The sequence below is a fragment of the Rhizobium sp. RAF56 genome (genome assembly GCF_052113965.1).
Lineage (GTDB): Bacteria > Pseudomonadota > Alphaproteobacteria > Rhizobiales > Rhizobiaceae > Rhizobium.
In genome coordinates this window covers 66,920-82,720 of sequence record NZ_JBFRDU010000006.1, presented here as the reverse complement: position 1 = coordinate 82,720, position 15,801 = coordinate 66,920, and the positions used below count along the sequence as shown (strand labels likewise).

The following is a 15,801-nucleotide window of genomic DNA, read 5'->3' as shown; positions in this document are numbered from 1 at the left end:
ACCCGGCTCGCGGAGGCGGCCGGGTCTGGGCATGTCAGAGGCTGGAAATCAGGCCGAAAGCTTGGCCGCGACTTCGTCGGACACTTCGAAGTTCGAGTAGACGTTCTGCACGTCGTCGTCGTCTTCCAGGCTGTCGATGAGCTTCAGCAGCGACTGCGCCTTTTCCTCGTCGACCGGCACGTTGTTCTGGGCGCGCCAGACGATCTTCACGGTCTCGGCTTCGCCGAGCGTCGTCTCGAGCGCCTTCGCCACTTCGTTGAGGGATTCGAACGCGCAGGTGATGTAGTGCCCGTCCTCGTCCGTCTCGACGTCGTCGGCGCCGGCTTCGATGGCGGCTTCCATCATCGTGTCGGCATCGCCCGCCGAAAGCTTGTAGGTGATTTCGCCGACGTGATCGAAGGAAAACGAGACCGAACCGGTTTCGCCGAGCACGCCGCCGGCCTTGGTGAAGATCGAGCGGACGTTGGAGGCGGTGCGGTTGCGGTTGTCGGTCAGCGCCTCGACGATAACAGCCGTACCGCCCGGGCCGTACCCCTCGTAGCGGACTTCATCGTAGTTCTCGCCGTCGGCGCCGGCTGCCTTCTTGATGGCGCGGTCGATGTTGTCCTTCGGCATCGACTGGGCCTTGGCGTTCTGGATGGCCAGGCGAAGGCGCGAGTTCATCATCGGGTCGGGGAGACCCGCCTTGGCGGCGACAGTGATTTCGCGCGCAAGCTTGGAGAACATTTTCGACCGCACGGCATCCTGACGGCCCTTGCGGTGCATGATGTTTTTAAACTGTGAATGGCCAGCCATGGCACCCCTGTTCACGTCTTATTGTTCGGAATGGGCCGCCTTATAAAAGCGAAGTGGGCCGTATTCAAGCAAAAAGCCAGGTTTCGCACGGCGGTGCGAGCGAAAGACTGTGCCTGGAAGCCTCCGGAACAAAGGGCAAGACCTCACGTTTCAACTGGACCACCGCTTGTAGGAAGGAATGACCCATGGCGAGTTTTAGCGAAGCACGCGAAGATCCGGCACATCAGCTCTGGACCCAAATCGACGATCTCCACGCGGGCATGCTCGGCATCGACGGCAGCGGCATGCACATGCAGCCGATGGCGCCCTTTGCCGATCCAACGACCAACACGATCTGGTTCTACACCAAGGACGACACGCACGTGGCCCAAGCCGTGAAACCTGGCACGCGGGCGCACTTCTGCGTGGTCGGCAAGCACCACGACTACCATGCCTGCCTCGCCGGACACATCGAGCTTCGCCCCGACCCGACCAAGATCGACGAGTACTGGAATTCCGTCGTCGCCGCCTGGTACGAGGGAGGCAAGAAGGACCCGCACCTCACCATGCTGGCGCTTCACGTCGATGACGCGGAGATCTGGGTTTCCACCGACAGCACGCTGAAATTCGGTTGGGAGATCGCCAAGGCAAACCTTACCGGTGACAAGGAGCCGGACGTCGGGCTCAGGCGCCACCTTCAGTTCGCCTGACCGCTGCCCTGCCAGTTCAGCACATAGATCAACGGTTTGCTCGGTAGCGACGCAAGGGAAACCTTGATCGTCGCGCCGGGCGCATAGCCGATATCGAAATCGGAACCGAACATCGCGAGAAACTGATCCATCGGCGGTCCCAAGCGGTGCATGGGCAGGATCAGCGACGCGCGCAGGCGCTTGACGACGCGGCTCATGCTGTCCGCCCCCATCGTCAGCCCGCCATCGACCGGCACCATCAGCACGTCGAGCCTGCCGATCTCGCCATACTGCTGATCGGTGAGTTCGAAATGCAGGTGGCCGAGATGGCCGATGCAAAGGCCCGCGACCTCGAAGATGAAGATCGAGTTGCCGTTCTCGCCGCCGCCGTCATAACCGGAACGGATGTCGGTCACGACATTTCTGATCAGCGTATCACCGACCTGAAGATGAACTTTCGCCTTTTCCCCCGGCGTGTCGCTCCAGCCATGCAGCACATAGCGGATCGCCGGGTCCGGATTGAGCGTGTAATGGGATGGGTGCGCCCTGTTCATGGTGACGGCATCGGGCGTATACGGGGTCGGAAAGGCGCCGCTGAAATCGGTCGCGATCGCAACACCGCCGGGTGTTTCGATGAAGAAGGTGGCGTGGCCGAGGAGCGTGATCGTCACCTCGCCGTTTTCGGCTTTGCTCGCGGGGGCAAGCGCTGCCGGGGTGTAGCCCGCGAAGGTCGCGCCGGGTATCGCATGGGCGATGGCCTGGCATTGGCTTGCCGATCGCGCCTCAACCGTGCCCGCTGCCTGCGCGGCTGCCGGATTCATCAGCATCAGCAAGGTCGACAGCAGCGCCAAAGAAAACGATCGCATCATGCAGCCCATCCCGATCATGCGCGAAACGCCATGAGGATGCGGCATCGGCCGGCGACGGTCCAGTTACAGCCGGTGAGGGAAGTTTCACTTTTGCGTCATCTTGAGAAGCGTGGCGTCTATCGCCAGAAATCCGGAATGGTTTCGGCAAGGCGCGGCCCGAGGCGGAGCGGCGCGATTTTCTCGGCAAGGCCGGTCGCATCGGAAATCTCCACGCCGACGCCGCAAATGGTCGCCGGACCCGATGCCGCTTCGAAACGTCCCTTCGGCATCTTCGAGATGAAGCGGTTGAGCGGCTCTTCCTTGTCCATGCCGAGCGAACTGTCGTAGTCGCCGCACATGCCGGCATCCGACATGTAGGCGGTGCCGCCGTTCAAGATCTGCGCATCCGCCGTCGGCACATGCGTGTGCGTGCCGACAACCAGGCTGGCGCGGCCGTCGACGAAATGGCCGAAGCACTGCTTTTCGCTCGTCGCCTCGGCGTGGAAATCGAAGACGATGGCGTCGGCCTGCTCCTTCAGCGGGCAGGCGGCAAGGATGCTTTCGGCCGCCTTGAAGGGATCGTCGAGCTCGGGATGCATGAAGACCCGCCCCATGATGTTGGCCACGAGCACGCGTGCGCCATTGCGGGCGTAGTAGATGCCGGAGCCGCGGCCGGGCGTGCCTGCCGGATAGTTCGCGGGGCGCAGGAACTGGTCGTGACGCTCGCAGAAGGAGACGGCCTCCTTCTGGTCCCAGACATGGTTGCCGGTCGTGACGACGTCGGCACCGGCGTTGATGGTTTCCTGGAAGATGTCCTCCGTGATGCCGAAGCCGCCGGCGGCGTTCTCGCCGTTGACGATGACGAAATCGAGCTTCAGGTCGGAGACAAGGCCCGGCAGCCGGTCCCAGACCGCGGTCCGCCCCGTCTTGCCCACCAGGTCACCCAAGAACAACAATCGCATTCGCTATCCAATCTCCGGCGAAAAAATCTGCAGCCCGCTCTCCGTCAAAATGGCGTCCAGCCGTACGTCGTGGGGCTCGGCGGGCACTGATGGCACTTCTTGGCAATCGAATGCAATGCCGATCAGTTGCGGGTCCAGCCCTTTTTGCCACAATCGATCGATGGCGCGGTCATAGTAGCCGGCGCCGTAGCCGATGCGATGCCCGGTGCGGTCGAAGGCCGAGAGCGGAACCAGCATGAGATCGGGATCGAGTTCTGGCGCGTCGGGTCCCGGGCCGATGGTGCCGAAGCCGCTCGCCACCAGCTGGGCGCCATCGATCAGCTCGCGAAAGACGATCGTCTGCTTGTCGAGAATGACAGGCACGCAGAGCCGCGCGCCGCGTTCGCCAAGTCTCGTCATCAGCGGCCGGATATCCGCTTCCGAGCGGATCGGCAGGAAGCCGGAAACGATCTCCCCCGGCTGCAACCGAACGGCATCTGCCGCATGGCGGACCATGGCAAGGCTTTTTTCCGCACGCTCCTCCGGAGCGATCGCGTCGCGGAGCGCCAACCGCTCGCGGCGCATCTCGGCTTTCAATTCTCTGGGCGTCATGACGGCCTTTGCGGGTTTCGAACAGGCAGCCATGACCATAATTACCCTTTTCCGTGATGCAAGGCTCTGGACGTTTCGAGGAGGAGGCGTGTATCGGTTTTCGATTTGCAATCGCCCAAAAAGGCGAGTTCTGACCACCGAAATGTGTTGCATTTACAAGCTCGCCCTTCACCCGCGGCATGAATATTAGTGATTACTTGTGAACGCGCATCGACGGGAGCAAAATGCCGCCGCCCGCGAGGCGGTGCCTCGTTTGGCGAGGAGAAAATAATCATGGACAATCTCAATCTCACGACCCTGGAAAGGGGCCGGACCTCAATTGACAGCGCGGCTATTGATGCGCTGGCTGCCGGCTTTCGTGGAAGTCTGGTTTCCAATAGCGATGCGAACTACGAAGAAACGCGTGCAATCTGGAATGCGATGGTCGAGCGCAAGCCGGGCCTCATCCTGCGTTGCGCCGGTGCTGCCGACGTCATGAATGCCGTGCGGTTCGCCCGCGACAACAAGCTGCTCGTCTCCGTGCGCGGCGGCGGCCATGGCATTGCCGGCAACGCGCTTTGCGACGGCGGTGTCACGATCGACCTGTCGCCGATGAAATCGGTACGGGTGGACCCTGAAACGAAACGCGCTCGGGTCGAGCCCGGCGCGCTCCTTTCCGATGTCGACAAGGAGACGGCGGCATTTGGGTTGGCTTTGCCGACCGGCATCAACTCGACGACTGGGATCGCTGGCCTGACGCTTGGCGGCGGTTTCGGCTGGCTGACGCGAAAGTTCGGCCTGACGATCGACAACCTGCTGTCCGTCGACATCGTCACGGCCGATGGCGAACTCGTGAAGGCAAGCGAGAAGGAAAAGCCCGACCTGTTCTGGGCGATCCGCGGCGGCGGCGGCAATTTCGGGGTCGTCACCTCCTTCGAATTCCAGTTGAACGAATTGAACCCGCAGGTGCTGGCGGGCCTCGTCGTGCATCCCTTCGACAACGCGGAAGCGCTGCTCAAGGAGTATCGCCAAGCGCTCGAAGCCGCGCCCGACGAACTGACCTGCTGGGTGGTGATGCGCGAAGCGCCGCCGCTTCCGTTCCTGCCCGCCGAATGGCACGGCAAGAAGGTCGCGGTGCTCGCCATGTGCTATGCCGGCGACATCGCGGCCGGCGAGAAAGCAACGGCGCGGCTGCGCGGCATCGGCAAGCCGATCGCCGACGTCGTTGGCCCCGCCCCCTTCGCCGCATGGCAACAGGCCTTCGACCCGCTGCTTGCGCCCGGAGCCCGCAACTACTGGAAGAGCCAGGATTTCGCCGCGCTCTCCGATCAAGCGATCGACGTGCTGCTCGGCGCGGTTCGAAAGCTGCCGGGCCCGGAATGCGAAATCTTCATCGGCCATGTCGGCGGCAAGGCCGGCCGCATTCCGCTCGACGCGACCGCCTTCCCGCAGCGAAGCTCGCATTTCGTCATGAACGTGCACGCCCGCTGGCGCGAAAAGGCAATGGATAGCGCGTGCGTCGGCTGGGCGCGCGAACTGTTCCAGGCGACCAAGCCGCACGCCATCGGCACGGCCTACATCAACTTCATGCCGGACGACGAAACGGACCGGGTGGAGGCCGCCTATGGCGCCAACTACCCGCGGCTTGCCGAAATCAAGCGGCGCTACGATCCGCAAAACCTGTTCCGGGTAAACCAGAACGTTGCGCCAAGTGCGGCGGTTCGCGCGGCTTGAGACGCATGGACCGGGCGGCACGTCAGAGGCGTGCCGCCCTGGCCCGAAAACTTCGATCACGCGCCACCATTTGTCATGCTGCCGAAGACTATTCGCCCGCCTGCGCAACCGGCTCGCGTGCCAGCGAAAGCCGCCCGTCCGTGCCGATATGAGCGCTGACCCCAAGATAGTTGGACAGCGTCGTATGGGTGGTTTTCACCGGATGGCTGTGCGTCGCGGTGATCACGGCGACGTCGGCGCCGGCGGCTTCGCCCGCCTTGATCCCGGCCGGCACATCCTCGAACACCAGGCAATCGGACGGCCTGACGCCGAGCCGTTCGGCGCCGAGAATATAGCATTGCGGATTGGGCTTGCCGACTTTGACGTCCTCGGCGGTCACGATGAAGCGCGGCATCGGAACGCCGGCGGCGGCAAGCCTCGCCCTGGCAAGTTCGATCGGCGAAGACGTGACGATCGCCCAGCGATCGGGCGGCAGCGAGCTCAGGAAGTCGATCGCGCCGGCGATCGGTACCACGCCTTCCACATCCGCGATCTCGGCAAGCCCGATCTTATGCGCTTCGGCAACCGGATCGATGCCCGGCAGATTGAGATTGCCGATGGTGTCGACGCCGCGTGCGCCATGCATGGTCGGCAGGAACGCCTCGACATCGAGCCCCATGCGGCGCGCCCAATCGCCCCATACACGTTCTGCCGAGGCAATCGAGTTGATGATCGTGCCGTCCATGTCGAAGAGAAATGCGGCATAGCGCCTGTCGAAGGCGGAAGCGGGAATAGCGGACAACGGATTTCCTTTCAGATTACTCACCAAGCCGGCTCTTCAGACCCGCGATGATCTTGTTTGCCAGGGTTTCATAGTCGTCGTCGAAGTGGTGACCGCCGTCCATGCCGATCACCTCGACACCGGTGCCCGCCAGCGCCGGACAGGCGACATCCTCGTCGTCGTCCTTGCCGTAAATGCATTGGACGATCTTGGGATTGATGGTCTTCAGGTCGGTCATCGGATCGCCGCCCTTGCCTTCACTGGAAGCGCCGAGCCAACCCATGACCGAGATCACGTAGTCGACCTTGCTCGACAACGACAGGAGCGACATCTGGACGATGCGATCCCGATGGCGCGGCGGCAGGCGGTTGAAGCTTGCCGGCAGCACGTCGGCGCCGAAGGAATAGCCGATCAGGAGCACGTGCTGCACGCCGAAATGCTTGGTGTAATATTCGATGATGCGGCCGAGATCGTCGGCCGTCTCCTGCGGCTTGCGCTCGGACCAGAAATAGTGAAGCGAGTCAACGCCGACGACCGGGATGCCTGCCGACTGCAGCGCGCCGCCGACCTCCTTGTCGATATCGCGCCAGCCGCCGTCGCCGGAATAGATGATCGCCAGCGTATTCTGAGTCGGCTTGGTCTCCATGACGTTGACCGGCAGGCCGAGCGGCGAGCTTGAGGTATCGAGCGACTTGACGATCTCGGCAAGGATGGTGCCGAGCGTGGTGTGCGGGTCCTGCGTGGAATCGCGGATCTCGATCTCCGGATGGCCCTTGCGCATGGCTTCGACATGGGCGCGGCCGTCCGCGGGCGCGGCGGGCGTGAAGCTCGCGATGATCGGGCTGGGCAGCGGTCCTTCCGACATATCGAGCATCACCCGATCCCCGACCTTCGTCTTTTCGGCCGGCGTGCACAGATCCTTGGTGAGCGGGATGCCGGCGAGCGGATCGACGGCGACCGTGTAGGCCGTCGTCGCGTCCGGCGTCTGGGAGGCGATCGCGAGCGCAAGTGCGCCGCCCTCGCCGACGCCAGCGATGATCGGCAGTTCATAGGCGGCGTCGCCGGTGGCGCGCTGCACCTGCTGGCTGAGCGATTCGATATCGGAGACGAGATAGATGCAGCCGTCGTTCTGGCTGACGTCGTAGTCCTGCAACGCCTTCAGGTAGGAGGGAAAGTCGATGCCGATCACCACCGAGCCCGTGCTGACGAGCTTCTGCGCAACCGCATTCTCCTTCGGCCCCCAGCCGGCCGCATCGGAGATCAGCACCACTTCGCCGATCACCTTGCCCTGCGGCAGGAGGACGTGTGGCGTCGGAATGAGGCCGAGATCGTATTTCCTGGTGTCTTCGGCTGCCCTGGCGGCGCCGGCCACCAGGCAGAACGCCAAGCAGAGGGACAGAGCATATTTCAGGATCATTTCCGTACGACTCCTCTAAGCCCGCCACCGATGAGAAACGTCGCGTCCATCAGTGCAATCATCGGGCTGACCCCGCCGGACACGGCAAGATAGCGCGGCTGCCACTCGGGGTGAAATTTTGATTTGAACGCTCTCAGTCCCTTGAAGTTGTAAAACCGTTCGCCGTGGTCAAAAACAGTGCCGCCGACCCTGTCCCAAACCGGAGCGGCGTCCCGCTTCGACATGCCCGACAGCGGCGCCATACCAAGGTTGAAGCGCTGAAATCCGGCATTCCTGAGGTATTCCAGAATCTGCACGAACAGAAAGTCCATCGAGCCTTTCGGCGCGTCCGGCGAGAAGCGCATGAGATCGATCGACCCCTCCTCCTTTGACTGGGTGAGAAGAAGGTTCGCGAAAGCGACGATCCTCCCGTCCTTCTTCAAAACACAGACGGGTTGGGCGGCCACGTAGTCGGGATCGAAGGCGCCAAGCGAAAAGCCCTTCTCCTTGGCATTGTGGTCCGCCAGCCAGCTGTCGGAGACGTCCGCCAACTCGTCCATGACGGCGGGAATTCCTTCCGGCTCGATGACGGCAAATTCCAGCCCGTCGCGCACGGCCCGGCTGGCGGTCTGACGCAGGTTCGCCCATTTGCCGCCCTTGAGTTCGAAGCCTTGCAGATGCACCACCGCAAGCTCTCCGAGCTTGAAAGCGCGAAGACCGGCATCGGCGCAGGATGCGAGCAGCGCCGGCGAAATCTGGTAGAAGACGGCGCGACAGCCGGCGGCGCGGGCAGCCTCGACGAAGCGCCAGACGAGTTCGGACGCGGAATGCCGCGCGCCCACCGGATCGAAGAGCGCGATCCACGAACGGCCCTGCTTTCCGTACATCACGAAGGCATCGCCTTTTTCCGAGAACATGATGCTCTTGTCGCGCATGCGCACGAGATTGGCGTCGGCGAGGCCGCTCTTGACGGCAATCGCGACAGCGCGATCGACCGCGTCCTCCGATACCGGCTCCAGCCGTTCCGCGGCGGGGCGCAGCAGGCTGAAGGCGGCGATCGCCGACGAGACGATGGTGATGCCGAGCACTGCGCGAAGGCTGCGAGGCGCCTCACCGGCGAACTCGAACTGCCACCAGAGCTCGTTGCTGTATTCGACGTCGCGATAGACGAAGAAAAGGATCACGACGGCGCCGATGCAGATCACTGCGATCGCCGTCAGCCAGCCCGCCGTGAGCGCCTGATTGAGGAGCGACGCGGGCCGCCGGAACCGTCGCCGGTTGGCAACGAGGCCGATGATGAAGAATGCCAGAAACGCCGCCTCGACCACCGCGATCGCCTTCAGCAGCGACAGCATCAGCGCCGCAACCGCGCTTACCGTCGACACCCACCACGCCCCGTCGAGGCGCTGGCCGAGGCCGCGCGCGGCGACCACCAGGGCAAGGCCGAGAAGGCTTGATAGAAAATGCGCGCTTTCGACGATCGGCAACGGCAGGAAACCGGACAGGAATTCCAGATTCTGGTCCGGCGTCGGCGTGACGCTCGAAAACACCAGCATCACGCCGAGAAGGAGGCCGAATGCGGACAGGAGCTGCGGCATCAACCGGCCGCCGATCCGCCGGATGCTCGATGCGGCCGGATGATCGACGAAACGCCTGAGCTCCGTCGCCACCACCGCGAGAATGGCGATCAACAGCGGGATGACGTGATAGATGAGGCGATAAAGCACGAGCGAGCCGAGCACCGCATCGACGTTCACGGCGTTGCCGAGCCATGCGATGATGACCGTCTCGAAGACACCGAGGCCCGCCGGCACGTGGCTCAGCACGCCGAGCCCGACGGCGATCGCGTAGACGGCCAGAAAGGCCGGCCAGCCGATCGAGGAGTCCGGCAACAGCACGTAAAGCACGGTAGCGGAAGCGGCGATATCGAGAACGGTGACCAGGAACTGCCGCGACCAGGTAAGCGAGTCGGGCAGGCGCACGTCGAATTGACCAATCGTCAGCACCCTGCCGCCGCGCCCGACGACCAAAAGCAGCGCGAGCAGAGCGATGATGACGCCGGCAAGCAACCGCAGCCATATGCCGCCAACGGAAATCAGCGGCCCGATCTCGTCGGCCATGACCAGAAGCGCGATCGCGCCGACGGCCGCAAGCCCGAGGCCGAAGGAAAGCGTGACGAAGGCGATGACGCGGGTGATTTCTTCGGGCGTCAGGCCAAGCCGGGTATAGGCGCGATAGCGGATCGCACCGGCGCTGAGCGCGCCGAAGCCGGCGGTGTTGCCGACGGCATAGGCGCTGAACGAGGTTAGCGCCACATGCGGGAACGGCAGCTTCTTGCCGATGTATTCCAGCGCGTTGACGTCGTAGAAGACGAGCGCCAGGAAGCTAAGCCCGGTGAAGAACAAGGCAAGCAGGATCGAGGAGTACCGCGTCTCGCGCAGCGCCTGCACGACGTCATCGTAGCGCACTTCGGTCGTGAGGTGAAAAATCGCAAAGGCGACGAGCGCAAACACGGCGATGCTCGCGACGGCCAGGAGTTGCGTCCTGTAGCGCCGCAGGAGCCCGCTCAGCCAGCCGCGCGCCTCCTCATCCTCGCTGGATTGTTCCAAATCGATCGGAGCCGACATGATATACCTGTATTGAAACCGCTTCTGAGGACGCGCATAGCAGATGTGCGGCAGCACGAATATTTCAATTCGCTTCCACCGCGCAGTTTTCTTAAGAGACTCTTGCCAGAGCGCTCATCCAACTGAATTCAGGCAATTTTGGCGCAGGCTCGATCGGGCGACGGACAAGATAGGGGCTGAAGCGAGGGTTCCTCGTTGCCGCCTGCCTTTTTGGCCTGCTAGATCAGCCATGACCAACCGAGGAGACAGCGGAGAGACGGCATGACCATTCTCGTGACCGGCAGCGCCGGACATCTCGGCGAAGCGCTAATGCGGACCCTGCAAGCGAGTGGGCGGGCCGCATGCGGCATCGACATCAAGCCTTCCCCATTCACCACCGAGGTCGGCTCCATCACCGACCGCGCCTTTGTTCGTCGGGCGATGGCTGGCGTTCGCACCGTCATCCACAGCGCGACGCTCCACAAGCCGCATGTGGCCACGCACAGCAAACAGGATTTCGTCGACGTCAACGTCAGCGGCACCCTCAACCTGCTCGAGGAAGCGGCCTCGCAAGGGGTCGAGCGCTTCATTTTCACCAGTACCACCAGTGCCTTCGGAGCGGCGCTGACGCCCGCGCAGGGCGAACCGGCCGCCTGGCTTACCGAGGACGTGGCGCCTATCCCGAGAAACATCTACGGGGTCACCAAGGTCTCCGCGGAAGGCCTTTGCGAACTCTTTGCCCGCCGCAACCGGCTCCCGACCGTAGTGCTCAGAACTTCGCGCTTCTTCTCGGAAGCGGACGACGACGAGGCGATGCGCAGCCGCTTTTCGTCGGACAACGCCCAGGCGAACGAACTGCTCTGCCGCCGCGTCGATATCGCCGATGTGGTCGATGCCCATCTGCTGGCTGCCGAGCGGGCGCAGGTGATCGGTTTTGGCCGCTACATCATTTCCGCAACGACGCCCTTCAGCCAGGATCAGCTGCAGGCTCTACGCGACGACGCGCCGTCCATGATCCGCCAGCTTTTTCCCGACTGCGCGCCGCTTTATGCCGCACGCGGATGGCAGTTCTTTCCCTCGATCGACCGCGTCTACGTCAACCGCCTGGCCATGACCGAGCTTGGGTGGAGACCACGCTACGATTTCAGCCACGTGCTCGAATGCCTGCGCCGGAACGACGATTTCCGCAGTCCGCTCGCCATCGAAGTGGGAAGCAAGGGCTATCACGATCAGACCTTCGAGGAAGGCCCCTACCCCGTCACCTGACCGATCGGCGTCGCTCGCAGAGGGGGCCTTTCAATCCGTCACGCCACCGCGATACGGCGGAACATGGCAATCAAAGCCTGGTCGAGCACGGGATCGGCAGGCAGAGGCTGGCAGGACTGCTTGACGATCACGGTCTCCGTTTCCGGGCTGATCCAGATCCACTGGCCGTGGATGCCGATCGCCGCAAGCTCCCCCTTGCCGGTCTCGTACCAGTAGTTTCGGTAGCTGCCGCCGGGGAATAGATGTGCCTGATCGCCGTTGGCCCAGGCCTCTCGATTGCCGCCGGTCCGGAGATCATCAATCAAGCCTTGCGGGACAACACCGCCGCCACCGGTGCGGACGAGTTCGCCGACGCGGGCGAGATCACGCGCCGTCACGCTGAAGCCACCGGCGGCGCGGACCGTGCCAAGGCGATCGACGGTGATCATGCCGTCCGAGCGAGCACCCAGCGGCAGCCACAGCAAGTCCCGCAGGAGCGAGGGAAAACGTCGTCCTACGGCCCGTTCGAGCACGATGCCTGCCATGTCTGCGTCCGGCGACCGGTAAGCATGCAGCTGGCCATGGTCGCCCGCGCCCTTGGGGATAGCGCAGAGAAGCGACTTGAGATCGGGGGCCGGATCGTCGGCAGTGTCCGGTGCCCAGCATGTCGAGCGGCGGTAGCGGTTGAAGAGACCGGTTTTGTCCAGATAGTTCTCATCGAACTTGAGACTGATCTCCATGTCGAGCAGCTGCTGAACGGTCGCATCGCCATAGGCCGAGCCTGCCGCTTCCGGCACATATCGCACGATCTGATCGGACGGCAGGAGAAATCCCTGATCGCATAGAATGCCGGCCAGCAATCCGGTCAAAGACTTCGTGACCGAAAAGATGAGGTGCGGTTTGTCCCGATCGCAGTGCTCGGCACACCATTCCGCCGCAAGCCTGCCCTTTCGCATGACGACGAGCGCGTCGGTATCGCTTGCCACCAGAAAGTCCGAAAGCGGCATTTCGGCGCCCTCGACACCTACCACCGAAAGCGTCGAAAGGGAGCCGAGATCGGCCGGGGTGTCCTCAGCCAGACGGTTGCCGCGCACGGTCGCCGAGGGCACGAATTCGCTGACGTTCTGAAAAGACCAGCGTGAATAGGGAGCAGTCATCCAATTGGCAAGCGTCACGTCGCTGCGATGGAAAGGATGTGTCATAGCGCGTTCTCTCCGTCAGCGGTCGCCAACGCACCGTAAAGCTCGGGGCGGCGATCACGGAACAGACCCCAGGCGGCGCGGTTGTCGGCGAGCGCCTGCCTTTCGAAGCTGGCGATCAGCACATCTTCGCCAGTGCGGCCCGCCGAGGCAAGCAGCTGGCCGTCAGGGCCGGAAATGAAGGACGAGCCATAATAGCTCTGCTCATGGCCGCCGACCGTCTCGGAGCCGATGCGGTTGGCGGCGGCGACCGGCATCATATTGGCGGCGGCATGGCCGCGCATCACCATGCGCCAATGCTCCATAGTGTCGAGATCGGGCCGACCGGGCTCAGAGCCGATCGCCGTCGGATAGAGCAGAAGCTCCGCACCTTGCAGCGCCATGGCGCGCGCTGCTTCCGGAAACCACTGGTCCCAGCAGACGCCGACGCCGATCGCACCGAAGCGGGTCTTCCAGACCTTGAAGCCGGTATCGCCCGGGCGGAAATAGAATTTCTCGCTGTAGCCGGGACCATCAGGAATGCGCGACTTGCGGTAGACGCCGAGGACAGCGCCGTCGGCATCCACCATCGCAAGACTGTTGTAGAAGGCCTGGTTGTGCCGCTCGAAAAAGGAAACCGGGATTGCCACTCCAAGCTCGGCGGCAAGGTCGCGCATGGCGGCAACGGCCGGGTGTTCGTCAAGCGGATGCGCTCGCGAGAAATGCTGGGGGTTCTGCTCCTGGCAGAAATAGAACCCCTCGAAGAGTTCCTGCACCAGGACGACGTTGGCGCCCTGCCCGGCGGCATCGCGCACCAGCCGCGAGGCGGTGTCGATGTTTTCCCTGATATCGTCGCTGCAGGCGAACTGCACGACGCCGAGCGTCATCCTGCCCGCCGGCATCTCAGGCGCCCTCGAAGCCGGTCAGCACGCCGACGGCGTTGACGCCGATCTCTTCGACCGCATAGCCGCCCTCCATGACGAAGAGCGTCGGCAGGCCGAGTGCTGCGATCCGCTTGCCGATTTTCGGGAAGTCCTCCGTCTTCAGCTTGAACTTGCTGATCGGATCCTTTTCGAAGGTGTCGACGCCGAGCGACACCACGACCACATCAGGCGCATAGGCCGCAACCTTGCCGCAGGCGTCCTCAAGGGAGGCGTTCCAGCGCTCCCAGGTCGTGCCGAAGGGCATCGGATAGTTGAGATTAAAGCCCTCGCCGGCACCGCTGCCCCGCTCATCGGCATGACCCAGGTAATAGGGATATTCCTGCATCGGATCGGCATGGAGGTTGATCACCTGCACGTCGGCACGGGAGTAGAAGATCTCCTGTGTGCCGTTACCGTGGTGATAGTCGACATCGAGAATGGATACCTTGGCAGCACCTTTGTCGCGGAACCACTGTGCGGCCACGGCCGCATTGTTGATGTAGCAATAGCCGCCGGCAAAGCCGCTGCCCGCATGGTGGCCCGGCGGGCGGCAGAGCGCAAAGGCTGCGCGTTCGCCGCCCTTGACGAGGCCTGCGGCCGTAAGCGCCACGTCATGCGACGACTTGATCGCATCCCAGGTCCCCTCGACGAAGCCGGCACCGGCATCGAAGGAATAGTAGCCGAGCAAGCCGTCGATGAAATCGGGCGGCACGTCGCCGCGCAGCCCGCGCGTGGGCCAGGTGAAGGGCAGAGCGGTGCCGCTGCGCCCGGCGGCCGTCCAGCGGTCCCAGACGGTCGGCAGGAAATCCAGATAGTCCTTGCGGTGCACTTTGGCGGCGGTCGAAAGGTCGTGTTCGTCCGGCGGCAGTATTGGGCCAAGCCCGACCGCCTGGATGCGCTCGACCACGAACTTCGGCCGCAGCGGCAATTCGAAGCCGGGCACGATCGCCCCGGCCGTGAGCTCGAGCTGATTGGAATGGCCGAGGTGGCGCGGCGAAAAGACGGTCTTCATGGCAGACTTCCGGCATTGAAACAAAATGATTGCGCCGCGCTCGGACAAGCGCGGCGCATCTGTGACGTTACTTCTGAAGCTCGGTCCAGATCTTGGTGTAAAGCTCCTGAACCGCGGGCTCGCAAAGCCGCATGAATTCGGTGTGCTTCTTCAGATCCTCTGGAACGTTGAGCTCCGGCGCGCCCTTCATTTCCGCGGGCATGAACTGGTCCGAGCCGGCAACGCCGTTCGAATAGCGGGCGAAGGCTGAGATCAGCGCCGCGTTCTCGGGCTCCATGATGAAGTTCTGGAAGAGCTTGGCGTTTTCGACGTTCTTGGCTTCCTTCAGGACAACGACGTTGTCGGACCAGTAGGTGAAGCCTTCCTTCGGATAGCCGTAGTGGATGCTCGGCTTCTGCAGCCGCTGGCGCAGCGCCGAGCCGTTCCAGTCGACGGTGGCGGCGAAGTCGCCAGCCAGCATCTTCTCGACGGTCGCGTATTCCATCGAGATCCAGTTCTTCTTGGCGTTGACGAGGGTATCGCGCGCCTTCTTGAGCACCGCCTTGTCGGTCGTGCACCATTCACCGCCGTTGTAGCGGATAGCGGCATAGATGATGTCGCTCATTTCGGGAACGACGTTGATCTTGCCCTTCAGCTCATCCGGCGTGTCGAATACAAGCGACCAGCTGTTGATGTCGCCCTTGTAGACATCGGTATTCACGGCAATGCCGATCGTTCCCCACTGCCACGGAACGGAATATTTGCGGCCCTTGTCGAAGTCCGGATCGGCCCATTCTTTCGAGAGGTTCTTGGCGTTCTCCATCTTGCCGGGATCGGTTTCGAGCAGAAGGCCCTCGGATATCCAGATCGGCAGATAGCTCTGCGACGGAACGGCGATGTCGAAGCCGGTGCCGCCCTGACGGGCTTTTGCGAGTGCCGTGTCGTTGGAGTCGTAGTCGGTAACGGTTACCTTGACCTTGTACTTGTCTTCAAACTTCTTGATCAACTCGGGGTTGGTGTAGTTACCCCAGTTGTAGATGTTGAGCGATCCTTCCGCGTGAGCGACGGAGACCGTCGCAAGCAGCGTGGCCAGGACGGCCACGGTCGACATTAGGCGTTTCATGC

14 protein-coding genes are annotated in these 15,801 nt (G+C 63.0%); 3 read left to right on the top strand and 11 right to left on the bottom strand.

Annotated elements, in window-relative coordinates; translation table 11 throughout:
- Window positions 1–48 precede the first annotated feature (48 nt).
- Entirely contained in the window at window positions 49–795 is a 747-nt protein-coding gene (locus AB4048_RS06820; protein ID WP_442201168.1) for a YebC/PmpR family DNA-binding transcriptional regulator, read from the bottom strand.
- A gap of 185 nt (window positions 796–980) precedes the next feature.
- Between AB4048_RS06820 and AB4048_RS06815 the strand changes: the two genes are divergently transcribed.
- A complete protein-coding gene (locus AB4048_RS06815; RefSeq protein WP_442201167.1) occupies window positions 981–1,484 on the top strand; it encodes a pyridoxamine 5'-phosphate oxidase family protein in 504 nt (167 codons plus the stop codon).
- On the opposite strand, the gene AB4048_RS06810 is transcribed toward AB4048_RS06815, so the two are convergent.
- The 3 genes from AB4048_RS06810 to AB4048_RS06800 all read right to left on the bottom strand — a co-directional run bounded on the left by AB4048_RS06810 (window position 1,472) and on the right by AB4048_RS06800 (window position 3,864).
- Window positions 1,472–2,332 (bottom strand): MBL fold metallo-hydrolase, encoded by an 861-nt coding sequence (locus tag AB4048_RS06810; RefSeq protein ID WP_442201166.1) that lies wholly within the window; start codon window positions 2,330–2,332, stop codon window positions 1,472–1,474. The two genes, AB4048_RS06815 and AB4048_RS06810, sit on opposite strands and share 13 nt — an antisense overlap.
- 116 nt (window positions 2,333–2,448) lie before the next feature.
- Entirely contained in the window at window positions 2,449–3,273 is an 825-nt protein-coding gene (locus tag AB4048_RS06805; protein ID WP_442201165.1) for a TIGR00282 family metallophosphoesterase, read from the bottom strand.
- Between the two features lie 3 nt (window positions 3,274–3,276).
- The gene (locus AB4048_RS06800) at window positions 3,277–3,864 is read right to left on the bottom strand and encodes a 5-formyltetrahydrofolate cyclo-ligase (RefSeq protein WP_442201164.1); all 588 of its coding nucleotides are present in this window, start codon (window positions 3,862–3,864) and stop codon (window positions 3,277–3,279) included.
- Between the two features lie 273 nt (window positions 3,865–4,137).
- Here AB4048_RS06800 and AB4048_RS06795 point away from each other — a divergent pair, with 273 nt between their 5' ends.
- A complete protein-coding gene (locus AB4048_RS06795; protein WP_442201163.1) occupies window positions 4,138–5,577 on the top strand; it encodes an FAD-binding oxidoreductase in 1,440 nt (479 codons plus the stop codon).
- A gap of 88 nt (window positions 5,578–5,665) precedes the next feature.
- On the opposite strand, the gene AB4048_RS06790 is transcribed toward AB4048_RS06795, so the two are convergent.
- The 3 genes from AB4048_RS06790 to mprF are packed head-to-tail and all read right to left on the bottom strand — an operon-like array spanning window position 5,666 to window position 10,360.
- Window positions 5,666–6,358, bottom strand: a complete 693-nt coding sequence (locus tag AB4048_RS06790) for an HAD-IA family hydrolase (protein WP_442201162.1) — start codon at window positions 6,356–6,358, stop codon at window positions 5,666–5,668.
- Between the two features lie 16 nt (window positions 6,359–6,374).
- Window positions 6,375–7,754: a virulence factor gene (locus AB4048_RS06785; RefSeq protein WP_442201161.1), complete on the bottom strand. Its 1,380-nt coding sequence runs from the start codon at window positions 7,752–7,754 to the stop codon at window positions 6,375–6,377.
- A complete protein-coding gene (mprF, locus tag AB4048_RS06780) occupies window positions 7,751–10,360 on the bottom strand; it encodes a bifunctional lysylphosphatidylglycerol flippase/synthetase MprF (RefSeq protein WP_442201160.1) in 2,610 nt (869 codons plus the stop codon). Before mprF ends, AB4048_RS06785 begins: the two co-directional genes overlap by 4 nt.
- A gap of 261 nt (window positions 10,361–10,621) precedes the next feature.
- Between mprF and AB4048_RS06775 the strand changes: the two genes are divergently transcribed.
- On the top strand, window positions 10,622–11,605 hold the full coding sequence (locus tag AB4048_RS06775) for an NAD-dependent epimerase/dehydratase family protein (RefSeq protein ID WP_442201159.1): 984 nt from the start codon (window positions 10,622–10,624) through the stop codon (window positions 11,603–11,605).
- Between the two features lie 38 nt (window positions 11,606–11,643).
- Here the strand turns inward: AB4048_RS06775 and AB4048_RS06770 are convergent, their stop codons facing one another.
- From AB4048_RS06770 to AB4048_RS06755, 4 genes are all read right to left on the bottom strand, one after another.
- Window positions 11,644–12,786, bottom strand: coding sequence for a serine hydrolase domain-containing protein (locus AB4048_RS06770; RefSeq protein WP_442201158.1), 1,143 nt, complete (start codon window positions 12,784–12,786; stop codon window positions 11,644–11,646).
- The gene (aguB, locus tag AB4048_RS06765) at window positions 12,783–13,664 is read right to left on the bottom strand and encodes an N-carbamoylputrescine amidase (RefSeq protein WP_442201157.1); all 882 of its coding nucleotides are present in this window, start codon (window positions 13,662–13,664) and stop codon (window positions 12,783–12,785) included. Before aguB ends, AB4048_RS06770 begins: the two co-directional genes overlap by 4 nt.
- 1 nt (window position 13,665) lies before the next feature.
- Entirely contained in the window at window positions 13,666–14,697 is a 1,032-nt protein-coding gene (locus AB4048_RS06760) for a histone deacetylase family protein (protein WP_442201156.1), read from the bottom strand.
- Window positions 14,698–14,764: 67 nt separating this feature from the next.
- On the bottom strand, window positions 14,765–15,799 hold the full coding sequence (locus tag AB4048_RS06755) for an ABC transporter substrate-binding protein (protein WP_442201155.1): 1,035 nt from the start codon (window positions 15,797–15,799) through the stop codon (window positions 14,765–14,767).
- Between the last annotated feature and the right edge of the window lie 2 nt (window positions 15,800–15,801).